This window comes from Actinomycetospora chiangmaiensis DSM 45062 (assembly GCF_000379625.1).
Classification (GTDB): domain Bacteria; phylum Actinomycetota; class Actinomycetes; order Mycobacteriales; family Pseudonocardiaceae; genus Actinomycetospora; species Actinomycetospora chiangmaiensis.
Genome location: NZ_KB903248.1, coordinates 146,279 through 165,264, shown reverse-complemented (window position 1 = coordinate 165,264; position 18,986 = coordinate 146,279). Strand labels below are relative to the sequence as shown.

The window sequence follows — 18,986 nt, the reverse complement described above, 5'->3', positions numbered from 1 at the left end:
CTCCCCCGAGAGGCTGATCAACGTCATGGACCTCCGGATCTTCACCGAACCGCAGCAGGGCGCGACCTACGACGACCTCCTCCGCGTCGCCCGCTGCGCCGAGGAGTGCAGGTTCGACGCGTTCTTCCGGTCGGACCACCTGCTCGCCATGGGCGACTCGACCGGCCTGCCGGGGCCCACCGACGCGTGGGTGACGCTCGGCGCGCTCGCCCGGGAGACGTCGACGATCCGCCTCGGCACGCTCATGACCTCGGTCACGTTCCGGCTGCCCGGCCCGCTGGGCGTCGCGGTCTCGCAGGTCGACCACATGTCGGGCGGCCGGGTCGAGCTCGGCATCGGCACCGGCTGGTACGAGGCCGAGCACCACGCCTACGGCGTCCCCTTCCCGACGACGGGTGCGCGCTTCGACATGCTCACCGAGCAGCTGGAGATCCTCACCGGGGCGTGGGCCACGCCGGTGGGGCAGAGCTACACCTTCCACGGCGAGCACTACCGGTTCACCGAGAGCCCCGGGCTGCCCAAGCCGGTCCAGGACCCGCACCCGCCCGTGATCGTCGGTGGCTCCGGGCACCGGCGGACGCCCGCGCTCGCGGCCCGCTACGCCGACGAGGTCAACGTGCCGTTCGCGTCGGTGGAGCAGGTGGCGGAGCAGATCGGCCGGGTCCGCGAGGCGTGCGCGGTGATCGGGCGCGACCCGGCGACGCTGCGGTACTCGACGGCGCAGGTGCTGTGCGCGGGGGAGACCGAGGCCGATGTCGCCCGCCGGGCGGCGGCGATCGGCCGCGAGCCCGACGAGTTGCGCGCGGCCGGGATCGCGGGCACGGCCGCCGAGATCACCGAACGCCTCGAGCGGTTCGCCGCGGTGGGCGTCGACCGGGTCTACCTGCAGGTGCTCGACCTCTCCGATCTCGACCACCTGCGGTTCGTGGCGCGGGCCTGCGGGCTCTGAGGGATCAGCGGCCGAACTCCTGCACCCAGTAGTCGTCGGCCTCGCCGACGCCGAGGGTGCGGAACGAGCAGTCGAGGATGTTGCGACGGTGCCCGGGAGAGTTCATCCAGTCCGTCATGACCTCGTCGGCACCGGTCTGGCCCTGCGCGATGTTCTCGCCGCCGGGGTCGTCGTACCCGGCGGCCCGCACGCGCTGCTCGAAGTCCGACCCGTCCGGCCCGGTGTGGGAGAAGGTGCCGGTGAGGGCCATGAGAGCGGCGTAGTCGGCGGCCGCCCGGTCCAGCGCCGCGTTGCCGGCGACCGCGCCACAGCCCGCCTTCGCGCGTTCGGTGTTGACGAGGGCGAGGACCCGCCCGGTGGGCCCGTTCCCGACGGCGGGGGTGGCCGCCCTGGTCGCGCTGCGCCGGGTGCTGGTCGTCGTCCGCGTCGCGGCCGTCGTGGTGGTGGTGGTGGTGGTGGTCGTCGTGGTCGGGGCCGGGGCCGGGGGCGGGAGCGCGGGCAGCGGGGGCGGCACGGCGAGGGGGACGGCGGGCGCGGCGGCGACCGGCAGGGTGGCGGCGGCGCTCGTGTCCTGCACCGCGTCGGCGGAGGGCCGCAGGGTGACCACGGTGGCGACCACGCCGAGGACGACGGCCGCGGCGCCGACGCCGAGGGCGAGCCGACGGCGGCGGGAGTCGTGCTCGAAGCGATGGAGGCCCACGGGACGAACCTGACAGGGCGGTCAGATCACGGGAAGGTCACGGGCCCTCGGGGCGGCGAACGGCCGGTCGGGGCGGAGCGGTCGACGAGCGGTGCGGCCGTCCGGGCCAGCCGACTGGCCCGGACGCCCGCACCCCCTATCGGCGTGCTCGGTTGCTCTGTCGGGAAGGGTCAGTAGCCGAAGTCCTGGACCCAGTAGTTGCGGGTCCCGGCGAGGCCGAGGCCGATCCTGGTGAACCGGCAGTTGAGGATGTTGGCCCGGTGGCCGGGCGAGTTCATCCACGCCGTCATGACGGCCTGCGCGTTCTGCTGTCCGTACGCGATGTTCTCCCCGCCGGGGCTCGCATAGCCCGCCGCCTTCATCCGGTCGACGAAGCTGGAGCCGTTCGCGCCGGTGTGGGAGAAGGTGCCGGTCGAGTTCATCCAGTCGGCGTGTCCCTGGGCGGCCTTCTCGGCGTAGCTGTTCCGGATCAGCGCCTGGCACCCGGCCTGCTGGCGGTACTGGTTGGTGAGGGCGAACACCTGGTTGAGCTGGGCCGCCTGCGTCGGGGTCACCGCGGCCGACGCGGCCGGCGCGAGCAGGGTCAGCCCGGCGAGGACGAGGGCCGCGACGAGGCCGGCGGCCGAGCGGCGCCCCGGGCGGGCGGTGTCGTCGGAAGTCATGCCATTCACCGTCCGTCGCGGGTCGACCACGCACAGCGTTTCCCGACGCGACGCGCGACGAGCGGTCACCCAGCGAGGTCGACCGGTCGGCAGATTACAACATCTGGACGCTGACGTTACCGACCTTCAGCGTATCCGTGACCGCCGGACGGGCGACCGGATGGTCACGGACAGGCAGCTCGCCGGCGAACGCCGCCAGCATCGCGTCCCGCACGGCGGAGCGGACCTCGGCCACCCCGACGCGGCGACCGAGCTCGGCGGTCAGGCTGGTGACCCCGGCGTCGGTGATCCCGCACGGGACGATCGCGCCGAACGCGGTCAGGTCCGGGTCGGCGTTGAGGGCGAACCCGTGCAGCGTCACCCCGCGTGCCACCCGCACCCCGATGGCCGCGATCTTGCGCTCGGGGCGGCCGGCGCCCGCCGCGAGCCACACACCCGAGCGGCCGTCGATCCGGCCGGTCGCGAGACCGTGGCCCGCGCAGACGGCGATCAGGGCCTCCTCGAGGCGGCGCACGTGGTCCACCACGTCGAACGGCTGGCCGAGCTTCAGGATCGGGTAGCCGACGAGCTGCCCCGGACCGTGCCAGGTGATCCGTCCGCCGCGGTCGACGTCGACGACGGGGGTGCCGTCGGTCGGCCGGTCCTCGGGCTGGGTGCGCTTCCCGGCGGTGTAGACGCTGGGGTGCTCGAGCAGCATCAGCACGTCGGGCCCGGTGCCGTCGGCCCGCGCGGCGTGGTGGGCGCGCTGCTGGTCCCACGCGGCGGTGTACTCGACGGTGCCGAGGTCGAGCACCTCGACCGGCTCGCTGCTGGCGCGGTGGGACCCCATGGCGTCGAACCTACTCCGCTCCCGGGTGGCAGGAACGCGTCGTCGATGCCACCCGACGACGGCGGGCTCAGCCCAGGGTCGCCACGGCCGCCTGGGCCGTGCGTCGACCGGAGACGAGCGCGCCCTGCACGGACGGGGTGTCGCGGTGGTCGCCGGCGACGAACAGCCCGTCGCCGAGGTCGACCGGGCGACGCAGGCCGGGCGGGGTCGGCGGGAGCGTGGCGGGCAGGGCCCGGGGGATCTCGCGGGTGGCGAGGTGCTCCCAGTGCGCGGTGCCCGTGCCCCAGATGCGTTCGAGCTCGGCGCGCAGCCGCGGCTCGGGCAGCGCCTCGCCGCCGAGCACGGTCGAGACGACGAGGTGGCGGTGGTCGGGGGAGTAGGACGGAACGGCGGCGGTGAGCACCATCGTGTTGACGATCGGGCCGCCGGTGCCGTCGAGGTGGAGCAGTCCCTGGCGGGTCGGGGGCCGGTCGGTCACGTGGTAGTGGCTGGTGAGGGCGAAGGGGCGCGGTGCCTCGATGCGGTCGCCGAGCAGACCCGCGGCGTCCCCGCCCTCGGTCGCGACGATCACCGCCCCGGCCCGCACGGTCCCGGCGTCGGTGGTGACCCGACCCGGCCGGACCTCGCGGACCGGGGTGTCGAGATGCACCGTGCCCGCGGGGAGCCGGGCCGCGAGGTGGGTGGTCATCGCGCCGATGCCGCGGCCGGGCAGCGTGAGGTCGCCGAGCGCGAACGTGCGCCAGAAGAGGGAGACCACGCGGGAGGACGTCTGCAGGTCCCCGTCGCCGAGCACCCCGGCAAGGAACGGGCGCAGGAACCGGTCGACGTCGCGGCCGCTCAGTCCGAAGCGGGCGAGGTCCTCGAGGGCCGTGCGCTCCGGCGCCGCGGCCTGGCGCTGCGGGGGCACGAGCACCGACCGTGCGGTGAACCCGGCGATGCCCAGCTTGGCCCGCAGCGAGATCAGCCGCGTCAGGGCGGAGCGCGGCAGCCACGTGGGACGCCGCGCCACCCGGTGCAGCCTGCCGTCGTCGGTGCGGACCGCGGCGCCCGGCACGAAGGGGTGCAGGTCGAGGGACGCGAGGTCCACCGCCGCGCGCAACGCCGGGTAGGACGTGTTGAGGATCTGGAAGCCGCGGTCGACCAGGAAGCCGTCGACGACGTCGGTCCGGACCCGGCCGCCGACCCCGTCGGACGCCTCGCACACCAGGACCGACCGCCCGGAGCGGGCCACCGTCCGTGCCGCGTTCAGCCCGGCCAGCCCGGCCCCGACGACGAGGACGTCGACCGCGTCCGGCAGGCCGCCGCTCCGGTCCGGCTCCGCTGCGCTCCGGGTCCCCCCGCTCACTCCAGCACCGCGGCCAGGGCGGACTGCAGCGTCTGGTGCTGGAACGTGTAGCCCTCGCGCTCGAGCACCCCGGGCAGGACGCGCTGGCTCACCAGCACGCCCTCGTCGGCGAACTCCCCGAGGACGGCCCGCAGCGCGAAGCCCGGCACGAGCCAGGGCGCCGGGCGGTGGACGGTCGCGGCCATGACCTTCGTGAACTCGGCGTTCGTCACGGGCGCCGGCCCCGTCGCGTTGAGCGGGCCCACCACGGTGTCGTGCTCCAGGGCGTGGGTGATGGCCCCGACCTCGTCGTCGAGGGAGATCCACGGCCAGTACTGCTCGCCGGACCCGAGCTTCCCGCCCAGCCCGAACGTGAAGATCGGCTTGATGCGGCCCATGAGGCCCCCGGAGTGCGAGAGCACCAGGCCGGTCCGGATCGTCACCACGCGGGCGCCGGCCTCCGCCGCCGGGGCGGTCGCGTTCTCCCAGTCCCGCACGAGGTCGGCGAGGAACCCGCGGCCGCGCGCCCCGGACTCGTCGACCGCCACCTTGCCGGTGTCGCCGTAGAACCCGACGGCCGAGCCGCTCAGGAAGGTCGGGATGCCGTGGGCGGCCACGGCCCGGGCCAGCACGTCGGTGGGGATGGTGCGGCTGTCGCGCAGCTCCTGCTTGTAGGCGCCCGACCAGCGCTTGTCGCCGATCCCCGCGCCCGACAGGTTGATCACCGCGTCGGCACCGTCGAGGGCGCCGTCGTCGATCCGTCCCGACGGCGGGTCCCACCCGCGTTCGTCGGGGGCCTGCGGGGTCCGCCGCACGAGGCGGATCACCTCGTGTCCCCGACCACGCAGGTGGGGGACCAGGGCGGTGCCGATGAGGCCGGACGACCCGGAGATGACGACGCGCATGGCAGTGATCGTCGCGGAGTCCGGGGTGCGGCGCGACCCGGACACGCTGTCCGGTTCGTCCCGGCCCCGCCCGCGCGAGGGGAACCCTCGTGCCACAAGAGCGCTCGGATCCTCCCCTCAGGCTGCGGAGCAGGCCGCCCCGGAACGACCGAAGGGCCCCTCCGCACGAGCTACTCGCGCGAAGGGGCCCTGTGGTCGGGATGGTGGGGAGCTACCCGAGCCCGAGGTCCGCCTCGAACGCACCGGCCTCGAGCCGGGCCTTCACCGACCCGAGGAACCGGGCGGCGTCGGCACCGTCGACGATGCGGTGGTCGTAGGACAGGCAGAGGTACACCGTCGAGCGGATGGCGATCGACTCGCCGCCCTCGCCGTCGGTGACCACCACGGGCTTCTTGACGACGGCCCCGGTGCCGAGGATGCCGACCTGCGGCTGGTTGATGATCGGGGTGTCGATCAGGGCGCCGCGCGAGCCCGTGTTGGTGATCGTGAAGGTCCCGCCCGACAGCTCGTCCGGGGAGATCTTGTTGTCCCGGGTCCGCTGCGCCACGTCGGCGATCTTGCGGGCCAGCCCGCCGAGGTTGAGGTCCCCGGCGTCGTGGATGACCGGCACGATCAGCCCGGCGGGGGAGTCCACGGCGATCCCGAGGTGCTCAGACCCGTGGTAGGTGACCTCGCCCTTCTCGGTGTCGATCATGGCGTTGACCACCGGGTGCGCCTTGAGCGCCTCGACCGTGGCCAGGGCCATGAACGGCAGGAAGGAGAGCTTCACGCCCTCCCGGCGCTCGAAGTCGGCCTTCGCCCGGTCGCGCAGGCGCGCGATCCGGGTGACGTCGGCCTCGACGATCGTCGTGAGCTGCGCGGAGGTCTGCAGCGACTCCACCATGCGCTTCGCGATGGTCGCGCGGCGCCGGGAGAGCTTCTGCGTGGTGCCCCGCAGGCCGGAGTCGTCCGGCGTCGGGATGTTCGGACTGCGGCTTCCCGCGGGCTTCTGCACCTCGCCGCCGTGCACCGCGCCCTGCGACCCGTCGGACGGGGTCGCGGCCGGCTCGTTCGTCGACGGGGCGGCGGACGCCTGCTTGGCGGCCTCCTGCTCCTCGGCGGCGGCGACCACGTCCTGCTTGCGGATGCGACCGCCGACCCCAGTGCCCGAGACCGACGACAGGTCGACCCCGCGCTCCTGGGCGAGCTTGCGCACCAGCGGCGTGACGTAGGGGGACCCGGCCGCCTCGCCACCACCCGTGCCGTTCGACGGCGCGCCGCCCGACTCGAGCGCCCCCGCGTTCGCCGGGCCGCTCGGGCCCGCGGGCTGCTCGGTCTCGTGGGAGACGTAGTCGTCCGCCCCGGAGGCGGCCACGGCGCCGTTCGAGCTCTCGGCCGTGTTCGACCCGTCCGAGGCCGTCGGCTGCGACTCGGGCTCGGGCTGCTGCTGCTCCTGCCGCGGCTCGGGCTCGGCCTGCGTGTCGGACGCGGTCTGGGCGTCGGGACCGGACCGGGCCTCGGGCTGCGCCGAGCCACCACCCGAACCGCTGCCGGCCGACCCGTCGCCGACCACCGCGAGCGCGCCGCCGACCTCGACGGTGTCGTCCTCGTTCGCCTTGATCTCGAGCAGCGTGCCCGCGACCGGCGACGGGATCTCGGTGTCGACCTTGTCGGTGGACACCTCGAGCAGGGGCTCGTCGACCTCCACGGCGTCGCCCACCTGCTTGAGCCAGCGGGTGATCGTGCCCTCGGTGACCGACTCGCCGAGCGCCGGCATCTCGATCGTCGTGCCGGACCCGCCCCCGGAGCCACCCGAGCTGCTGCCCCCGGACGACTGCTGCGCCGGCTCCGGCTCCGGCTCCGACTGCCGGGGCTCGGGCTGGGCCGGCTCGGACTGCGCCTCGGCCTGCCCGCCCCCGGAGCCGCCGGCGTCGCCGCCGTCGTCGTCGCCGATGACCGCGAGGTCACCGCCGATCTCGACGGTGTCGTCCTCGTTCGCGACGATCCGCTGGAGGATCCCCGCCTGCGGCGAGGGGATCTCGGTGTCGACCTTGTCCGTCGACACCTCCAGCAGGGGCTCGTCGACGTCGACGTGGTCGCCCTCCTGCTTCAGCCACCGGGTGATGGTGCCCTCGGTGACGCTCTCACCGAGAGCAGGCATCTGGACGGTGTAGGCCATCGTGCTCGGTACTCCCTCGTCGAAGCGGTGTGGGCGGATCAGCCGTGCGCGTGCAGGGGCTTGCCGGCGAGCGCCAGGTGCGCCTCGCCGAACGCCTCGTTCTGCGTGGGGTGGGCGTGGACGAGGTTCGCGACCTCGACCGGCAGAGCCTCCCAGTTGTAGACCAGCTGCGCCTCCCCGACGAGCTCGCCGATCCGGGCGCCGATCATGTGCACGCCGACCACCGGGGCGTCGTCACCGGTGCCGCCCTTGACCAGCTTGATGGCACCGGCGGTGCGCAGGATCTGCGACTTGCCGTTGCCCGCGAGGTCGTAGGTGGTGGTGACCACCTCGCCGTAGGCCTCCTTGGCCTGCGCCTCGGTGAGGCCGACCGACGCGATCTCGGGCTCGCAGTAGGTGACCCGCGGGATGCCCTTCTCGTCGATGACCGGCGGGTTGAGCCCCGCGATCTCCTCGGCGACGAAGATGCCCTGCTGGAAGCCGCGGTGGGCCAGCTGCAGGCCCGGCACGATGTCGCCGACCGCGTAGACGCTGCCGACACCGGTCCGCAGCCGCTCGTCGGTACGCACGAACCCGCGGTCGAGGGTGACGCCCTGCTCCTCGTAGCCGAGGTCGGCGGTGTTCGGCCCGCGGCCGACGGCGACCAGCAGGAGGTCGGCCTCGATCTGCTCGCCGTTCTCCAGGCTGATCGTCACCGCGTCGGCGGTCTGCTCGACACCGGTGAACTTGGTGCCGATCTTGTAGCCGATCTTCCGCTTGCGGAACTGGCGCTCGAGCTGCTTGGAGAGGAACTCGTCCTCGTTCGGCACCAGATGCGGCAGGGCCTCGACGATCGTCACCTCGGAGCCGAAGGACTTCCAGACGCTCGCGAACTCGCAGCCGATGACGCCGCCGCCGAGGACGACGACGCGGTCGGGCACGTAGTCGAGGTTGATCGCCTCGGTGGATGTGATCACACGGCCGCCGAGCTCGAGCCCGGGCAGCGTCTTGGAGTACGAGCCGGAGGCGAGGACGACGTTGCGGCCGGTGTAGCGCTGGCCGTCGACCTCGACGGTGTCCTGGCCGACGAGGCGCCCGTGGCCCTCGATCATGGTGACCTTGCGGGACTTGATCAGCCCCTGCAGGCCCTTGTAGAGCTTCGCGACGACGCCGTCCTTGTAGGAGTTGACGCCGCTCATGTCGATGCCCGACAGCGAGCTCTTCACACCGATCTGCTCGCCCTCGCGGGCTTTGTCGGCGACCTCGGCGGCGTGCAGCAGCGCCTTGGTGGGGATGCAGCCCCGGTGCAGGCAGGTGCCGCCGAGCTTGTCCTGCTCGACGAGGGCGACCGAGAGCCCCAGCTGCGCCGCGCGCAACGCGCAGGCGTAACCACCGGAGCCTCCGCCCAGGATGAGGACGTCGTAGGTGTCGCTCTCGCTCAACTCACTTCTCCCGCGTCGGCGTGTGGCGTGCGGCGTTCCCGACGGCAGGCGGTGGCCCGCCGGGGAACCACCGGCTCCGTCGGAAACCCGTGTCGGAGCCGGTCCCTGTTCTCCATCCTTCCACCGCAGGCAAACCAGCTGCCGAGGTGATCGTCTCTATCCGTGGGCGGCGACGTCGGCGAGCACGGCGGCGAGTGTGCGCACCGGCATCCCGGTGCCCCCGCGCGGCGTGTAGCCGTACGCCCCGCCGGTGTTGAACGCCGGGCCCGCCACGTCGACGTGCGCCCAGGGCACCCCGTCGGCGACGAACTCCCGCAGGAACAGCCCGGCCGCGAGCATGCCGCCGAAGCGGTGGTTGGTGACGTTGGCAATGTCGGCCACCCGCGAGTCGAGGTCGCCGCGCAGCTCCTCGGGGAGCGGCATGGCCCACGCGCCCTCGCCGACCGCGGTGGCGGCGGCCGTCACGCGGTCGCGGAACGCGTCCTGGCCCATGATCCCGGCCGTCCGCGAGCCCAGGGCGACGACCTGCGCGCCGGTGAGCGTCGAGGTCTCGACGAGGTAGTCGGGGGAGTCCTCGCAGGCCCGCACGATCGCGTCGGCCAGGATCAGCCGGCCCTCGGCGTCGGTGTTGAGGACCTCGACGGTCTTCCCGCCGTACATCGTCAGCACGTCGCCGGGCCGGTAGGCGGTGCCCGACGGCATGTTCTCGGCCATCGGCACCGTCGCCGTCACGTTCACCGGGAGGTTCAGCTCGGCGGCGAGGCAGGTCGCGGCGACGACGCAGGCGGCCCCGGACATGTCCGAGGTCATGTGGTCCATGTTCGCGGCCGGCTTGATCGAGATGCCGCCCGTGTCGAACGTGATGCCCTTCCCGATCAGGGCCACCGTGCGGGTGGCGTCGGGGTGGGTGTGGGTCAGGCGCACCAGCCGCGGCGGCCGGGACGAGCCGCCGCCGACCCCGAGCACCCCGCCGTACCCGCCGTCGGCCAGCTGCGCGTCGTCGAGGACCTCCACGCCGAGCCCCACGGCCTCCGCCAGGTCGGTGGCGCGGCGGGCGAACTCGGCGGGGTACAGGTCGTTCGGCGGGGTGTTGATCAGGTCGCGCGCCGCGCAGACCGCCCGCGCCGTCATCGCCGCGTCGGCGAGCGTGGCGCGCTCCCGCTCGGGGGCGCCGCCGCTGCCACCGGGGGCGCCCAGGAAGTACACCGACCGCGTCGGCCCGTCCTCCGCCGTGCGGTACTCGGTGAAGGAGTACGCCCCGAGCACCGTGCCCTCCACCGCCGCGGCGAGGTCGAGCTCGGCGAGGGTGCTCCCGACCGTCGTGGCGCTCTTCGGCAGGGCCCGCGCGGCGGCACCCGAGGCCCGGCGCACCTGCTCGGCCACGTCCGGGCCGCCCTGCAGACCCGCGGGCGCGGACTCCGGCCCCAGGCCGACCGCGAGCAGCACCGGCGCCGTGATCGCACCGCGCGTCGGGACCTTGACGACCTCCTCGGCCTTCCCGGTGGCCCCGGTCAGCGCGAGCAGCGACGCCAGCTCGCCGCCGAACGCCGCGTCGACCCCCTGCGCGCCGACCAGCACCGGGGCGACCGGCTCGTCGGAGCCGCCGCCCTCCGCCGGGGCACCGGGGCGCAGACCGACGACGAGGACGTCGACGATCGCGGCCGCCGCCTGGGCGTCGCTGAGTTCGAGGTCGGGCAGGGTAGTCACGATCGGTGCGCCTCCGGGGTGCTGCGGGCGGGTGTGATCGCATGCTAGGACCGACCCCCGACAGCCTGCCGTGCCGTACGGTCCCGGACCCGTGAGCGCACCGCGACCGGACCTGCGACGAAGCCCTCTGCACGCCCGCCACGAGGCCCTCGGCGCCACGTTCGCGCCGTTCGGCGGGTGGGAGATGCCGGTCCAGTACTCCGGCACGGTCGCCGAGCACACCGCCACCCGCGAGGCGGTCGGTCTGTTCGACGTCAGCCACCTCGGCAAGGTGCGCATCGCCGGCCCGGGCGCGGCGGCGTTCGTGAACCGGTGCCTCACCAACGACCTGGGCCGGATCGTCCCGGGCAAGGCGCAGTACACGCTCTGCTGTGCCACCGACGGCGGCGTCGTCGACGACCTCATCCTCTACCTGGTCGGCGACGACGAGGTGTTCGCGGTGCCGAACGCCGCGAACTCCGCGGGGGTGGGCCGCCTGCTCGCCGACGTCGCCCCCGAGGGCATCACGGTCACCGACGAGCACGACGCGCACGTCGTGCTCGCCGTGCAGGGCCCGCGCTCGCGCACGGTCCTCGCCGAGACCGGCGTGCTCCCCGACACCGGCGACGTCGACCTGGACTACATGGCCTTCGTCGACAGCACGTGGGAGGACCGGGAGGTCCGGGTCTGCCGCACGGGCTACACCGGCGAGCACGGCTACGAGCTCATCGCCCCGAGCGAGGTCGCGGAGACGCTCTGGGACGCGCTCGCGGCGGTCGTCGCCGAGCAGGGCGGCCTGCCCGCCGGGCTCGGCGCCCGCGACACGCTGCGCACCGAGGCCGGACTGCCGCTGCACGGGCAGGACCTGGGACCGGAGATCACCCCCGTCCAGGCGCGCGTCGGCTTCGCGGTCGGCTGGAAGAAGGAGGAGTTCTGGGGCCGGGAGGCGCTGCTCGCCGAGCGTGAGCGGGGCCCCCGACGGCGGGCGTGGGGCCTGAAGGCCTCCGGGCGCGGCGTCCCGCGCGCGCACATGACGGTGAAGCTCGGTGGGTCCCCGGTGGGGGAGACGACGTCGGGCACCTTCTCGCCGACGCTGCGGACCGGCATCGCGCTGGCGCTGCTGGACACCGCCGCCGGCCTGTCCGAGGGTGATCTGGTGAGCATCGACGTCCGCGGCCGCGCCCTCGAGTGCGAGGTCGTGGCGCCGCCCTTCGTCGCGTCCCACGTCCGGTGAGCTTCCCGACGGAGGTCCCGCCCGCCGACCCCGGCGTCTACCGCTACCGGGACGACGCCGAGGTCGCCGGGCCGGCCCGCTTCATCGCCCCCGGCGACGTCGTCGGGGCCGGCTTCGGCCTGTTCGAGTCCGCCGCGGCACCCGGCCGGATCGGCGCGGTGCCGCACTACCACCAGGGGTTCTCGGAGTCGTTCTGGGTGATCTCCGGGCGGCTCGCGGTGATGAGCGACGACACCTGGCGGACCCTCGGGGAGGGCGACCTCGCGCACGTGCCGGTCAACGGGGTGCACGCGTTCCAGGCCGTCGGTGACGACGTCGCCCGCTTCCTCATCCTGTTCGTGCCCGGCGCGCCGCGCGAGGAGTACTTCCGCCGCCTCGCGGACTGTCTGGCGCGCGGGGCGTCCGCGGAGGAGATCGACGCGATGGCCGCCGAGTGCGACCAGGTCAACCTCCGGGACTGGCCCGCGTACGCCCGGCGTCCGGACGTCTGACCGGTCGCGGGCCACCCGCGAGGTCGAGGGCGTGTCCGCCGTCGGGGGTGCGGTTTAGAGTGAGCGCCATGTCGAGCACGGCCTTCGAGGTTCTCCCGCACCCCTCCCCGGCGACGGACGAGCGGGTGGCGGAGGTACTCGCCGCGCCCGGTTTCGGCAAGTACTTCACCGACCACATGGTCACCATCCGCTGGGACGCCGCGCGCGGCTGGCACGACGCGAAGGTCGAGCCCTACGCGCCGCTGCAGATCGACCCGGCGTCGGTGGTGCTGCACTACAGCCAGACGATCTTCGAGGGGCTCAAGGCCTACCGGCAGCCCGACGGCTCGATCGCCTCGTTCCGGCCGTGGGCCAACGCGGAGCGGATGGCGCGCTCGGCCGAGAGGCTCGCGATGCCGCCGCTGCCGGAGGAGCTGTTCCTCGACTCGATCCGGGAGCTGCTGGCCGTCGACCACCGGTGGGTACCGGCGGCGGGCGGCGAGGAGTCGCTCTACCTGCGGCCGTTCATGATCGGGTCGTCGTCCGGCCTCGGCGTGCGGCCCAGCGAGGAGTACCTCTACCTGCTCATCGCCTCGCCGGCCGGCGCGTACTTCCCGCGCGGGCTCGCGCCGGTGAGCGTGTGGCTGTCCACCGACTACGTGCGGGCCGTCCCGGGCGGCACCGGCGAGGCGAAGTGCGGCGGGAACTACGCCGCGTCGCTCGCCGCGCAGGCCCAGGCCGCCGCGCAGGGCTGCGACCAGGTCGTGTGGCTCGACGCACTGGAGCACCGGTGGGTCGAGGAGATGGGCGGGATGAACCTGTTCTTCGTCTTCACCGACGGGCAGGGCCACCACGAGGTCGTCACCCCGGAGCTCTCCGGGTCGCTGCTGCCCGGCATCACGCGCCGGTCCCTGCTCGACCTCGCCCGGGAGGACGGTGCCACCGTCACCGAGCGCCGAATCTCCACCGACGAGTGGGAGAAGGAGGTCGCCTCGGGCGGCCTCACCGAGGTCTTCGCGTGCGGCACGGCCGCGGTGATCACGCCGGTCGGGTCGGTCAAGTACGACGGCGGGTCCTTCGAGATCGGCGACGGCACGCCCGGCCCGGTCACCGCCCGCCTGCGCGAGCGGCTCACCGACATCCAGCGCGGCGCGGCGCCCGACACGCACGGCTGGATGGCCCGACTCGGCTGATCCAGCTCGGCCGATCAGGTGCCGCCCAGCGCCAGCCCGGCGAGGGTGACGGTCACCGCGACCTCGCACACCGCCCCGAACACGTCGCCGTTGACGCCGCCGAGGCGTCGGGCGGCGTGCCGGGCGAGCAGCACGACGGCGAGCGCCGCGACCAGCACGGCCACCGGGCCCTGCCACGGCCGGGTCGGCGTCGCCGCCACGGCCGCCCCGGCGAGGACGAGGAGCCACGCGGCCGGGACCAGCGGGTGCTGCGTGCCGGCCACCAGCGCGCCGAGCCCGCCCGGGGACGCGGCGGGCACCCGACGTCGGGCGCACCAGGTGAACGACGCCCGGCCGACCGCCCACGCGACCGCGGTCCCGACGGGGCCGACGGCGGGGAGCGCGGTCGCCTGGGCGAGGAGGACGACGACGAGCGTGACCACCCCGAACGCCCCGGTCGAGGGATCCTTCATGACGGCGAGCATCCGCGCGGCGTCGCCGTAGGAACCCAGCCCGTCCGCGAGGTCGGCCAGCCCGTCGAGGTGCAGGCCCCGGGTCAGCAGCGCCCCGGTCGCCACGCCGACCGCGCCCGCGAGCAGGTCCGGGGCGCCGAGGGTCCGCAGCCCCAGCACCACCCCGCCGACCACCGCGCCGAGCACCAGCCCCACCACCGGGGCGAGCGCCAGGGCCCGGCCCGCCGTCCGCCGGTCCACCACGTCCGCCCGCACCGGGGCCACGCTGAACAGCGACACCGCGAGCCGGACCGCCCCACCCCGACCCGACCCGGCGTCGGGACCCGGGGCTCCCGCCGTCACGAGCCCGCGGCCACCCGCGCTGCCATCGTCACCAGCGGCACCGCGGCGAGCGCGCCCGTCGCGGCGCCGGCCCGGAGGTCGAGCAGGAGCAGCGGGTCGAGGCCGAGCACCTCGAGCGCGAGGGCCTGCGCGGGTTCGGTGTCGCGGGTCGCCGCGAGCCACCACGACCGGGCGCCGGGGCTGCGGGCGTCGGCGAGGAGCGCGGCGACGCAGACCGCGGCGCCGTCGAGCAGCACCGGGGTCCGGCGGCGGGCGGCCTGCGTGAGGAACCCGACGAGCGCGGCGAGGTCGGCGCCGCCGGCCACGCGGAGCAGCGCCTCCGGGTCGCGCCCGACCGTCTTCGTGCGGCGCAGCGCGTCGCGGACGGCGGCGGCCTTGCGCATCCACGCGAGGTCGTCGATGCCGGAGCCGCGGCCGACGACCGCGACCGGCTCCCGGGCGCAGAGCGCCGCCGCGAGCACGGCCACCGGTGTGGAGACACCGACCGCGAGCTCGCCGGGCACGAGCAGGTCGGCCCCCTCGTCGACGGCCTCGTCGGCCGCCTGGACGCCGGCGGCGAGCGCGTCCTGCAGACCGTCCGCGCTCAGGGCGTCCTCGCGGTCGATGCGGCCGCTGGGGCCGTCCCCGACCTCGACGACCCGGACGTCGGCGCCCGCCACGGTGGCGAGGGAGTTGGTCGGTGCGGTGCCGTTCCGGACCGCCGCGAGCCGCTTCCCGGTCTCCCCGGCGTCGAACGCGGACACCCCGGCGGCGGCGATGCCGTGCTCGGCCGCGAAGAGCACCACCCGCGGGGCGGCCGGCGGGCGGGCGGGCGAGCGGGCCTGACAAGCCGCGAGCCATCCGGCGACGTCCTCCAGGCGGCCGAGGGCGTGCGTCGGCAGCGGGAGACGGTCGAGGTGGCGGCGGAGGTCGGCACGCGCGGCCTCGTCAGGTGGTGCCACCGGTGGCACGGGGTGCTCCCTTCGGTCGCTTGTGAGCACTATTCCGTGCCCTGGCACGGAATAGTGCTCACGGGGCCGGAGGCCACCTTAAGCGGCACCGGCAACCCGGCCACCAGCAGCACCACGTCGTCGCACACCGCGGCGAGCTCGGCGTTGAGCAGGCCCAGTTCGTCCCGGAACCGGCGCCCCGCGGAGGTCGACGGCATCACGCCGAGACCGACCTCGGCCGAGACCAGGACGAGCGGGCCGGACCGGTCGCGGACCGCGGTCACGAGCGCCGTGCGGGCGGCGGCCACGGACGCGGCGTCCCGGGCCCATCCGGCGTCGTCCAGCAGCCCGGTGACCCACGTGGCGAGGTCGTCGACGATCACCGGCGCGGGCCGGCACCGGACCACCTCGGCCGTCCGGGACCCGTCGACGTCCTCGACGGTCTCCCAGCCAGCGGGGCGACGACGGCGGTGGACCTCGATGCGCTCGGCCCACTCCGGGTCGGCCGTGGGGTCGACGGGACGGGCGGTCGCGACGTACACCGCGTGGTCGGCCGGCAGCAGGCCCTCGGCGTGGGCCGACTTGCCGGAGCGGGTGCCGCCGAGGACGAGCGTGCTCAGGCGATCGCCGTGCCGGGGGAGACCCGCGGCGCCGGCATCCGGAGCTTGCGGATCTGGGTGGCGCGGGTGAACCCGTACCAGCCGACCGAGAGGCCCTTGATGTCCTCGTCCGGGTACTTCGCCCGCACCCGCGCGGTGATCTGGCGGCCGAGCAGCGTGCCCTCCACGACCATCGCGGCCAGCATGCACAGGCAGAGCAGGCTGCCGATGTTCTGGATGCCCGGGATCGGGATCACCACGGTGATGAAGATGAGGACCGCCAGGGGCATGAACAGGCCCATCAGGTGGCGCCGCGAGTCGACGAGGTCGCGGACGTAGGCCCGGACCGGGCCGCGGTCGCGCACCGGGAGCACCCGATCGTCGCCCGCCATCATCCGCTTGCGGCGCTCGGCGCTGGCCTGGCGCCGCTCCGTCTTGTCACCGCGGAGCGTCTTCGCGCGCTTCATGGCCTCGCGCTGCGTCTTCGGCGCGGGCGCGACCGGCCCCCGGGAACGGCCCTCGGCCTCGCGCCGCGAACGCGTCGGGCGCCCCTTGCCTGCGGTCTGGTTGCGCCGCGCACCCCCCACCGTGACGACGTCCTCGGCCTCGGCGGGCTCGTCGGAGACGGCGCTCTCGGGGGCGGACGAGCCACGACGCAGGAAGTTCACGGTCCCAGGATAGGACACCCGGCGCAGCATCCGGACACCTCACAGCACCGTTCTCGCGGCCCGCACCTCCGCGACCTACGGTCGTGGCATGCGCGTGCTCATCGCGCCGGACGCGTTCCGCGGCACGCTCACGGGCGACCAGGCCGCGACGGCGATCGCGGACGGCTGGACCCGTGGGGCGACCGCCGACGAGATCCGGCGGTCCCCGGTCGGCGAGGCGGCCCGGTCCCTGGAACTGGCCCCGGAGGACGACCTGCCCGACCTCGTCGTCACCGGCGAGGGCAGCCTCGAGTTCCGGTCGCTGCGCGACACCGCCGTCGCCGCGCTCGCGGCCGCCGCCATGGCCCGGTCGGTCCCGTGCGTGGTGCTCGCCGGCCAGGTCCACGTCGGGGCGCGGGTCGCCTTCGAGGCCGGCATCCACGGGGCCTACGCCACTGATGCGAATGCGGGCTCGGTGGAGGCGTCGATGGCCGATCCGTCGGGCACCCTCACCGCGTTGGCCGAGGGGATCGCGGTCCACTGGGGTGGCCGTCGTGGCCGGTCGGACCTGCGTCCGGAGGTGCTGCCGCCCCCGCGCCCGGAGCCCCTCGTGCCGGGGCCGCGACCCGGGGAGCACGACTCCCCGGAGTGAGGGGGCGTCATGGACGACGTCGACGGACTCGTCCTGCTGATCGTCGTGACCGGGGTACCCGCCGTGGTGCTCGGGACGGCCTGGCAGGTGATCTGGCTGCTCGTCGTGGGCGCCTACGCGCTGTTGCGCGGGCGACGCATCGCCGTGCCGCCCGCCACGGGGACCTCCTGACGCCGTGATGCGGCGCGCGCGATGTGACACCATGGAGATCGCAGGCGAGCCGCGTCCCGCCGTCGTCGGGGGCATCCTCACGCGACGACGGGGCCGTGCCGGGTGGGAACATCCCGCCGCCCGGCGAGGTTGCACGGCGCGAAACGCATCGGGAGCTCAGGGAGAACCATGACCGTCGAGAACCCCACCAAGACCGAGGAGCACGGCGTCGAGCTCAGCGAGGCCGCCTCGAGCAAGGCGAAGGCCCTGCTGGACCAGGAGGGCCGTGACGACATGCACCTGCGCATCGCCGTGCAGCCCGGGGGCTGTGCCGGTCTGCGCTACCAGCTCTTCTTCGACGACCGCACGCTCGACGGCGACCTCTTCCGCGACTTCGCCGGCCTCAAGGTGGCCGTCGACCGGATGAGCGCGCCGTACGTGCAGGGCGCGACGATCGACTTCGTCGACACGATCGACAAGCAGGGTTTCACCATCGACAACCCGAACGCCACGGGGTCGTGCGCCTGCGGCGACAGCTTCAACTGATCGGTCCCGACGACGAGCCCCGGTCCCGCTTCGGCGGGGCCGGGGCTCTCGTCGTGTGTGGGGCCGGTCCGCACGAGCGAGCGGCACTTTCACAGCATTGATGGGCGCGAAAGTGCCGCTCGTTCGCCTCGGGGGGACCGTCAGCCGGCCTGCGGCACGTCCTGGGCGACCTTGGCCTTGAGGTTCTCGGGCGGCTGCGCACCGAGCTGGGCGACCACGTGCGACGCGGCGACCGATCCGATGCGCCCCGCGACGTCCAGGTCGAGGCCGTGGGTGATGCCGTGGAGGAACCCGCCGGCGTAGGCGTCGCCCGCCCCGGTGGTGTCGACCAGCTCGTCGGCCGGCCGGGTCTCGATCTCGTGGCGCACGCCGCCCACGCCGTAGATCGTGGAGCCGTTCGCACCGTGGGTGACCGCGACGATCTCGACGTTGCCGCCGTGGTCCTTCAGCAGCGACTCGATGCCGTCGTCGCCGACCAGCGCGGCGACCTCGTCCTCGTCGGCCACGATGATGTCGACGTTGGCCGCGGCGAGCTCCCGGAAGTACTCGCGGTGGCGCTCGACGCACAGGGCGTCGGACAGGCTCAGCGCGACCTTCGCGTCGCTCTTCGCCGAGGCGTCGATGATCTTGCCGATCGTCTCGCGCGCGTGCTCGGTGTCGGCGAGGTAGCCCTCGATCAGCGTGACCGCCGAGCCGGCGACCTCGTCCTGGTCGATGTCCGACGGGCCGAGCGCCGTGCAGGCCCCGAGGTAGGTACCCATGGTGCGCTCGCCGTCGGGCGTGACGAGCACGAGGCAGCGCGCCGTCGACGGGCCCTCGGAGAGCGCGGGCGTGGTGAAGCTCACCCCGTGGCTGCGGATCGACGAGGTGAACGAGCTGCCGAGCTGGTCGTCGTGGACCTTGCCGACGTAGCCCGCGTCGGAGCCGAGGGCGGCCGCGATCGCGATGGAGTTGGCGACGCTCCCACCCGAGCGCTCCGTCGTCTCCCCGGCCTTCGCGTAGAGCGACTCGGCCTGGTCCTGGTCGACGAGCGTCATGCCCCCCTTCGGCAGGTCGAAGGCGGTGATGGTGTCGTCGTCGGTCTGCGTGAGCACGTCGACGATCGCGTTGCCGATCCCCAGTACGTCCATCGGGCCGG

Annotated in this window: 20 protein-coding genes; 7 read left to right on the top strand and 13 right to left on the bottom strand. The window is 74.4% G+C overall.

What is annotated here, in order from left to right; genetic code table 11:
* Positions 1–25: 25 nt before the first annotated feature.
* Positions 26–949 (top strand): LLM class F420-dependent oxidoreductase, encoded by a 924-nt coding sequence (locus A3CO_RS0128940; protein ID WP_018335761.1) that lies wholly within the window; start codon positions 26–28, stop codon positions 947–949.
* A 4-nt stretch (positions 950–953) separates the two neighbouring features.
* Here the strand turns inward: A3CO_RS0128940 and A3CO_RS40160 are convergent, their stop codons facing one another.
* The 8 genes from A3CO_RS40160 to A3CO_RS0128900 all read right to left on the bottom strand — a co-directional run bounded on the left by A3CO_RS40160 (position 954) and on the right by A3CO_RS0128900 (position 10,655).
* A complete protein-coding gene (locus A3CO_RS40160; RefSeq protein ID WP_018335760.1) occupies positions 954–1,649 on the bottom strand; it encodes a CAP domain-containing protein in 696 nt (231 codons plus the stop codon).
* Positions 1,650–1,819: 170 nt separating this feature from the next.
* Positions 1,820–2,311 (bottom strand): CAP domain-containing protein, encoded by a 492-nt coding sequence (locus tag A3CO_RS0128930; RefSeq protein ID WP_018335759.1) that lies wholly within the window; start codon positions 2,309–2,311, stop codon positions 1,820–1,822.
* A 94-nt stretch (positions 2,312–2,405) separates the two neighbouring features.
* Positions 2,406–3,140, bottom strand: a complete 735-nt coding sequence (gene lipB, locus A3CO_RS34800) for a lipoyl(octanoyl) transferase LipB (RefSeq protein ID WP_018335758.1) — start codon at positions 3,138–3,140, stop codon at positions 2,406–2,408.
* 67 nt (positions 3,141–3,207) lie between these two features.
* Positions 3,208–4,485, bottom strand: a complete 1,278-nt coding sequence (locus tag A3CO_RS0128920) for an NAD(P)/FAD-dependent oxidoreductase (protein ID WP_018335757.1) — start codon at positions 4,483–4,485, stop codon at positions 3,208–3,210.
* On the bottom strand, positions 4,482–5,369 hold the full coding sequence (locus A3CO_RS0128915; protein WP_018335756.1) for a TIGR01777 family oxidoreductase: 888 nt from the start codon (positions 5,367–5,369) through the stop codon (positions 4,482–4,484). Before A3CO_RS0128915 ends, A3CO_RS0128920 begins: the two co-directional genes overlap by 4 nt.
* A gap of 211 nt (positions 5,370–5,580) precedes the next feature.
* A complete protein-coding gene (gene sucB / locus A3CO_RS0128910) occupies positions 5,581–7,527 on the bottom strand; it encodes a 2-oxoglutarate dehydrogenase, E2 component, dihydrolipoamide succinyltransferase (protein WP_018335755.1) in 1,947 nt (648 codons plus the stop codon).
* Positions 7,528–7,565: 38 nt separating this feature from the next.
* Positions 7,566–8,948 (bottom strand): dihydrolipoyl dehydrogenase, encoded by a 1,383-nt coding sequence (lpdA, locus tag A3CO_RS0128905; RefSeq protein WP_018335754.1) that lies wholly within the window; start codon positions 8,946–8,948, stop codon positions 7,566–7,568.
* Positions 8,949–9,104: 156 nt separating this feature from the next.
* Positions 9,105–10,655 (bottom strand): leucyl aminopeptidase, encoded by a 1,551-nt coding sequence (locus A3CO_RS0128900; protein WP_018335753.1) that lies wholly within the window; start codon positions 10,653–10,655, stop codon positions 9,105–9,107.
* A 91-nt stretch (positions 10,656–10,746) separates the two neighbouring features.
* Here A3CO_RS0128900 and gcvT point away from each other — a divergent pair, with 91 nt between their 5' ends.
* From gcvT to A3CO_RS0128885, 3 genes are all read left to right on the top strand, one after another.
* On the top strand, positions 10,747–11,868 hold the full coding sequence (gene gcvT / locus A3CO_RS0128895; protein ID WP_026205121.1) for a glycine cleavage system aminomethyltransferase GcvT: 1,122 nt from the start codon (positions 10,747–10,749) through the stop codon (positions 11,866–11,868).
* Positions 11,865–12,359: a cupin domain-containing protein gene (locus A3CO_RS34795; protein WP_018335751.1), complete on the top strand. Its 495-nt coding sequence runs from the start codon at positions 11,865–11,867 to the stop codon at positions 12,357–12,359. The genes gcvT and A3CO_RS34795 overlap by 4 nt, the downstream gene beginning before the upstream one ends.
* 68 nt (positions 12,360–12,427) lie before the next feature.
* On the top strand, positions 12,428–13,531 hold the full coding sequence (locus A3CO_RS0128885) for a branched-chain amino acid aminotransferase (protein WP_033415219.1): 1,104 nt from the start codon (positions 12,428–12,430) through the stop codon (positions 13,529–13,531).
* Positions 13,532–13,545: 14 nt separating this feature from the next.
* Here A3CO_RS0128885 and cobS read toward each other — a convergent pair whose 3' ends face one another.
* Genes cobS through A3CO_RS0128865 form a run of 4 tightly spaced genes read right to left on the bottom strand, consistent with a single transcriptional unit; the run spans position 13,546 to position 16,521 of the window.
* Positions 13,546–14,325 carry an adenosylcobinamide-GDP ribazoletransferase gene (cobS, locus tag A3CO_RS39250; protein ID WP_018335749.1) on the bottom strand — a complete coding sequence of 260 codons (780 nt, stop codon included), beginning with the start codon at positions 14,323–14,325 and terminating at the stop codon, positions 13,546–13,548.
* Positions 14,322–15,266 (bottom strand): nicotinate-nucleotide--dimethylbenzimidazole phosphoribosyltransferase, encoded by a 945-nt coding sequence (locus A3CO_RS39245; protein ID WP_018335748.1) that lies wholly within the window; start codon positions 15,264–15,266, stop codon positions 14,322–14,324. Before A3CO_RS39245 ends, cobS begins: the two co-directional genes overlap by 4 nt.
* Before the next feature lie 38 nt (positions 15,267–15,304).
* Positions 15,305–15,874 carry a bifunctional adenosylcobinamide kinase/adenosylcobinamide-phosphate guanylyltransferase gene (locus A3CO_RS34790; protein ID WP_051086140.1) on the bottom strand — a complete coding sequence of 190 codons (570 nt, stop codon included), beginning with the start codon at positions 15,872–15,874 and terminating at the stop codon, positions 15,305–15,307.
* Positions 15,871–16,521 carry a DUF3043 domain-containing protein gene (locus A3CO_RS0128865; RefSeq protein WP_026205119.1) on the bottom strand — a complete coding sequence of 217 codons (651 nt, stop codon included), beginning with the start codon at positions 16,519–16,521 and terminating at the stop codon, positions 15,871–15,873. The genes A3CO_RS34790 and A3CO_RS0128865 overlap by 4 nt, the downstream gene beginning before the upstream one ends.
* Before the next feature lie 88 nt (positions 16,522–16,609).
* On the opposite strand from A3CO_RS0128865, the gene A3CO_RS0128860 reads away from it, so the two are divergent.
* From A3CO_RS0128860 to A3CO_RS0128850, 3 genes are all read left to right on the top strand, one after another.
* The gene (locus tag A3CO_RS0128860; RefSeq protein WP_018335745.1) at positions 16,610–17,152 is read left to right on the top strand and encodes a glycerate kinase; all 543 of its coding nucleotides are present in this window, start codon (positions 16,610–16,612) and stop codon (positions 17,150–17,152) included.
* Between the two features lie 9 nt (positions 17,153–17,161).
* Positions 17,162–17,323, top strand: a complete 162-nt coding sequence (locus A3CO_RS38530; RefSeq protein ID WP_018335744.1) for a hypothetical protein — start codon at positions 17,162–17,164, stop codon at positions 17,321–17,323.
* A 168-nt stretch (positions 17,324–17,491) separates the two neighbouring features.
* On the top strand, positions 17,492–17,848 hold the full coding sequence (locus tag A3CO_RS0128850) for a HesB/IscA family protein (RefSeq protein ID WP_018335743.1): 357 nt from the start codon (positions 17,492–17,494) through the stop codon (positions 17,846–17,848).
* Positions 17,849–17,988: 140 nt separating this feature from the next.
* Here the strand turns inward: A3CO_RS0128850 and A3CO_RS34785 are convergent, their stop codons facing one another.
* The gene (locus A3CO_RS34785) at positions 17,989–18,978 is read right to left on the bottom strand and encodes an adenosine kinase (protein WP_018335742.1); all 990 of its coding nucleotides are present in this window, start codon (positions 18,976–18,978) and stop codon (positions 17,989–17,991) included.
* Positions 18,979–18,986 lie beyond the last annotated feature (8 nt).

Bases quoted from the DNA above. Each gene is read 5' to 3' on its own strand.
- A3CO_RS34785 (WP_018335742.1), bottom strand. From the start codon at position 18,978: ATGGACGTACTGGGGATCGGCAACGCGATCGTCGACGTGCTCACGCAG.
- A3CO_RS0128885 (WP_033415219.1), top strand. From the start codon at position 12,428: ATGTCGAGCACGGCCTTCGAGGTTCTCCCGCACCCCTCCCCGGCGACG.
- A3CO_RS38530 (WP_018335744.1), top strand. From the start codon at position 17,162: ATGGACGACGTCGACGGACTCGTCCTGCTGATCGTCGTGACCGGGGTA.
- A3CO_RS0128930 (WP_018335759.1), bottom strand. From the start codon at position 2,311: ATGACTTCCGACGACACCGCCCGCCCGGGGCGCCGCTCGGCCGCCGGC.
- lipB (WP_018335758.1), bottom strand. From the start codon at position 3,140: ATGGGGTCCCACCGCGCCAGCAGCGAGCCGGTCGAGGTGCTCGACCTC.
- A3CO_RS0128940 (WP_018335761.1), top strand. From the start codon at position 26: ATGGACCTCCGGATCTTCACCGAACCGCAGCAGGGCGCGACCTACGAC.
- A3CO_RS0128850 (WP_018335743.1), top strand. From the start codon at position 17,492: ATGACCGTCGAGAACCCCACCAAGACCGAGGAGCACGGCGTCGAGCTC.
- A3CO_RS0128860 (WP_018335745.1), top strand. From the start codon at position 16,610: ATGCGCGTGCTCATCGCGCCGGACGCGTTCCGCGGCACGCTCACGGGC.
- A3CO_RS0128915 (WP_018335756.1), bottom strand. From the start codon at position 5,369: ATGCGCGTCGTCATCTCCGGGTCGTCCGGCCTCATCGGCACCGCCCTG.
- sucB (WP_018335755.1), bottom strand. From the start codon at position 7,527: ATGGCCTACACCGTCCAGATGCCTGCTCTCGGTGAGAGCGTCACCGAG.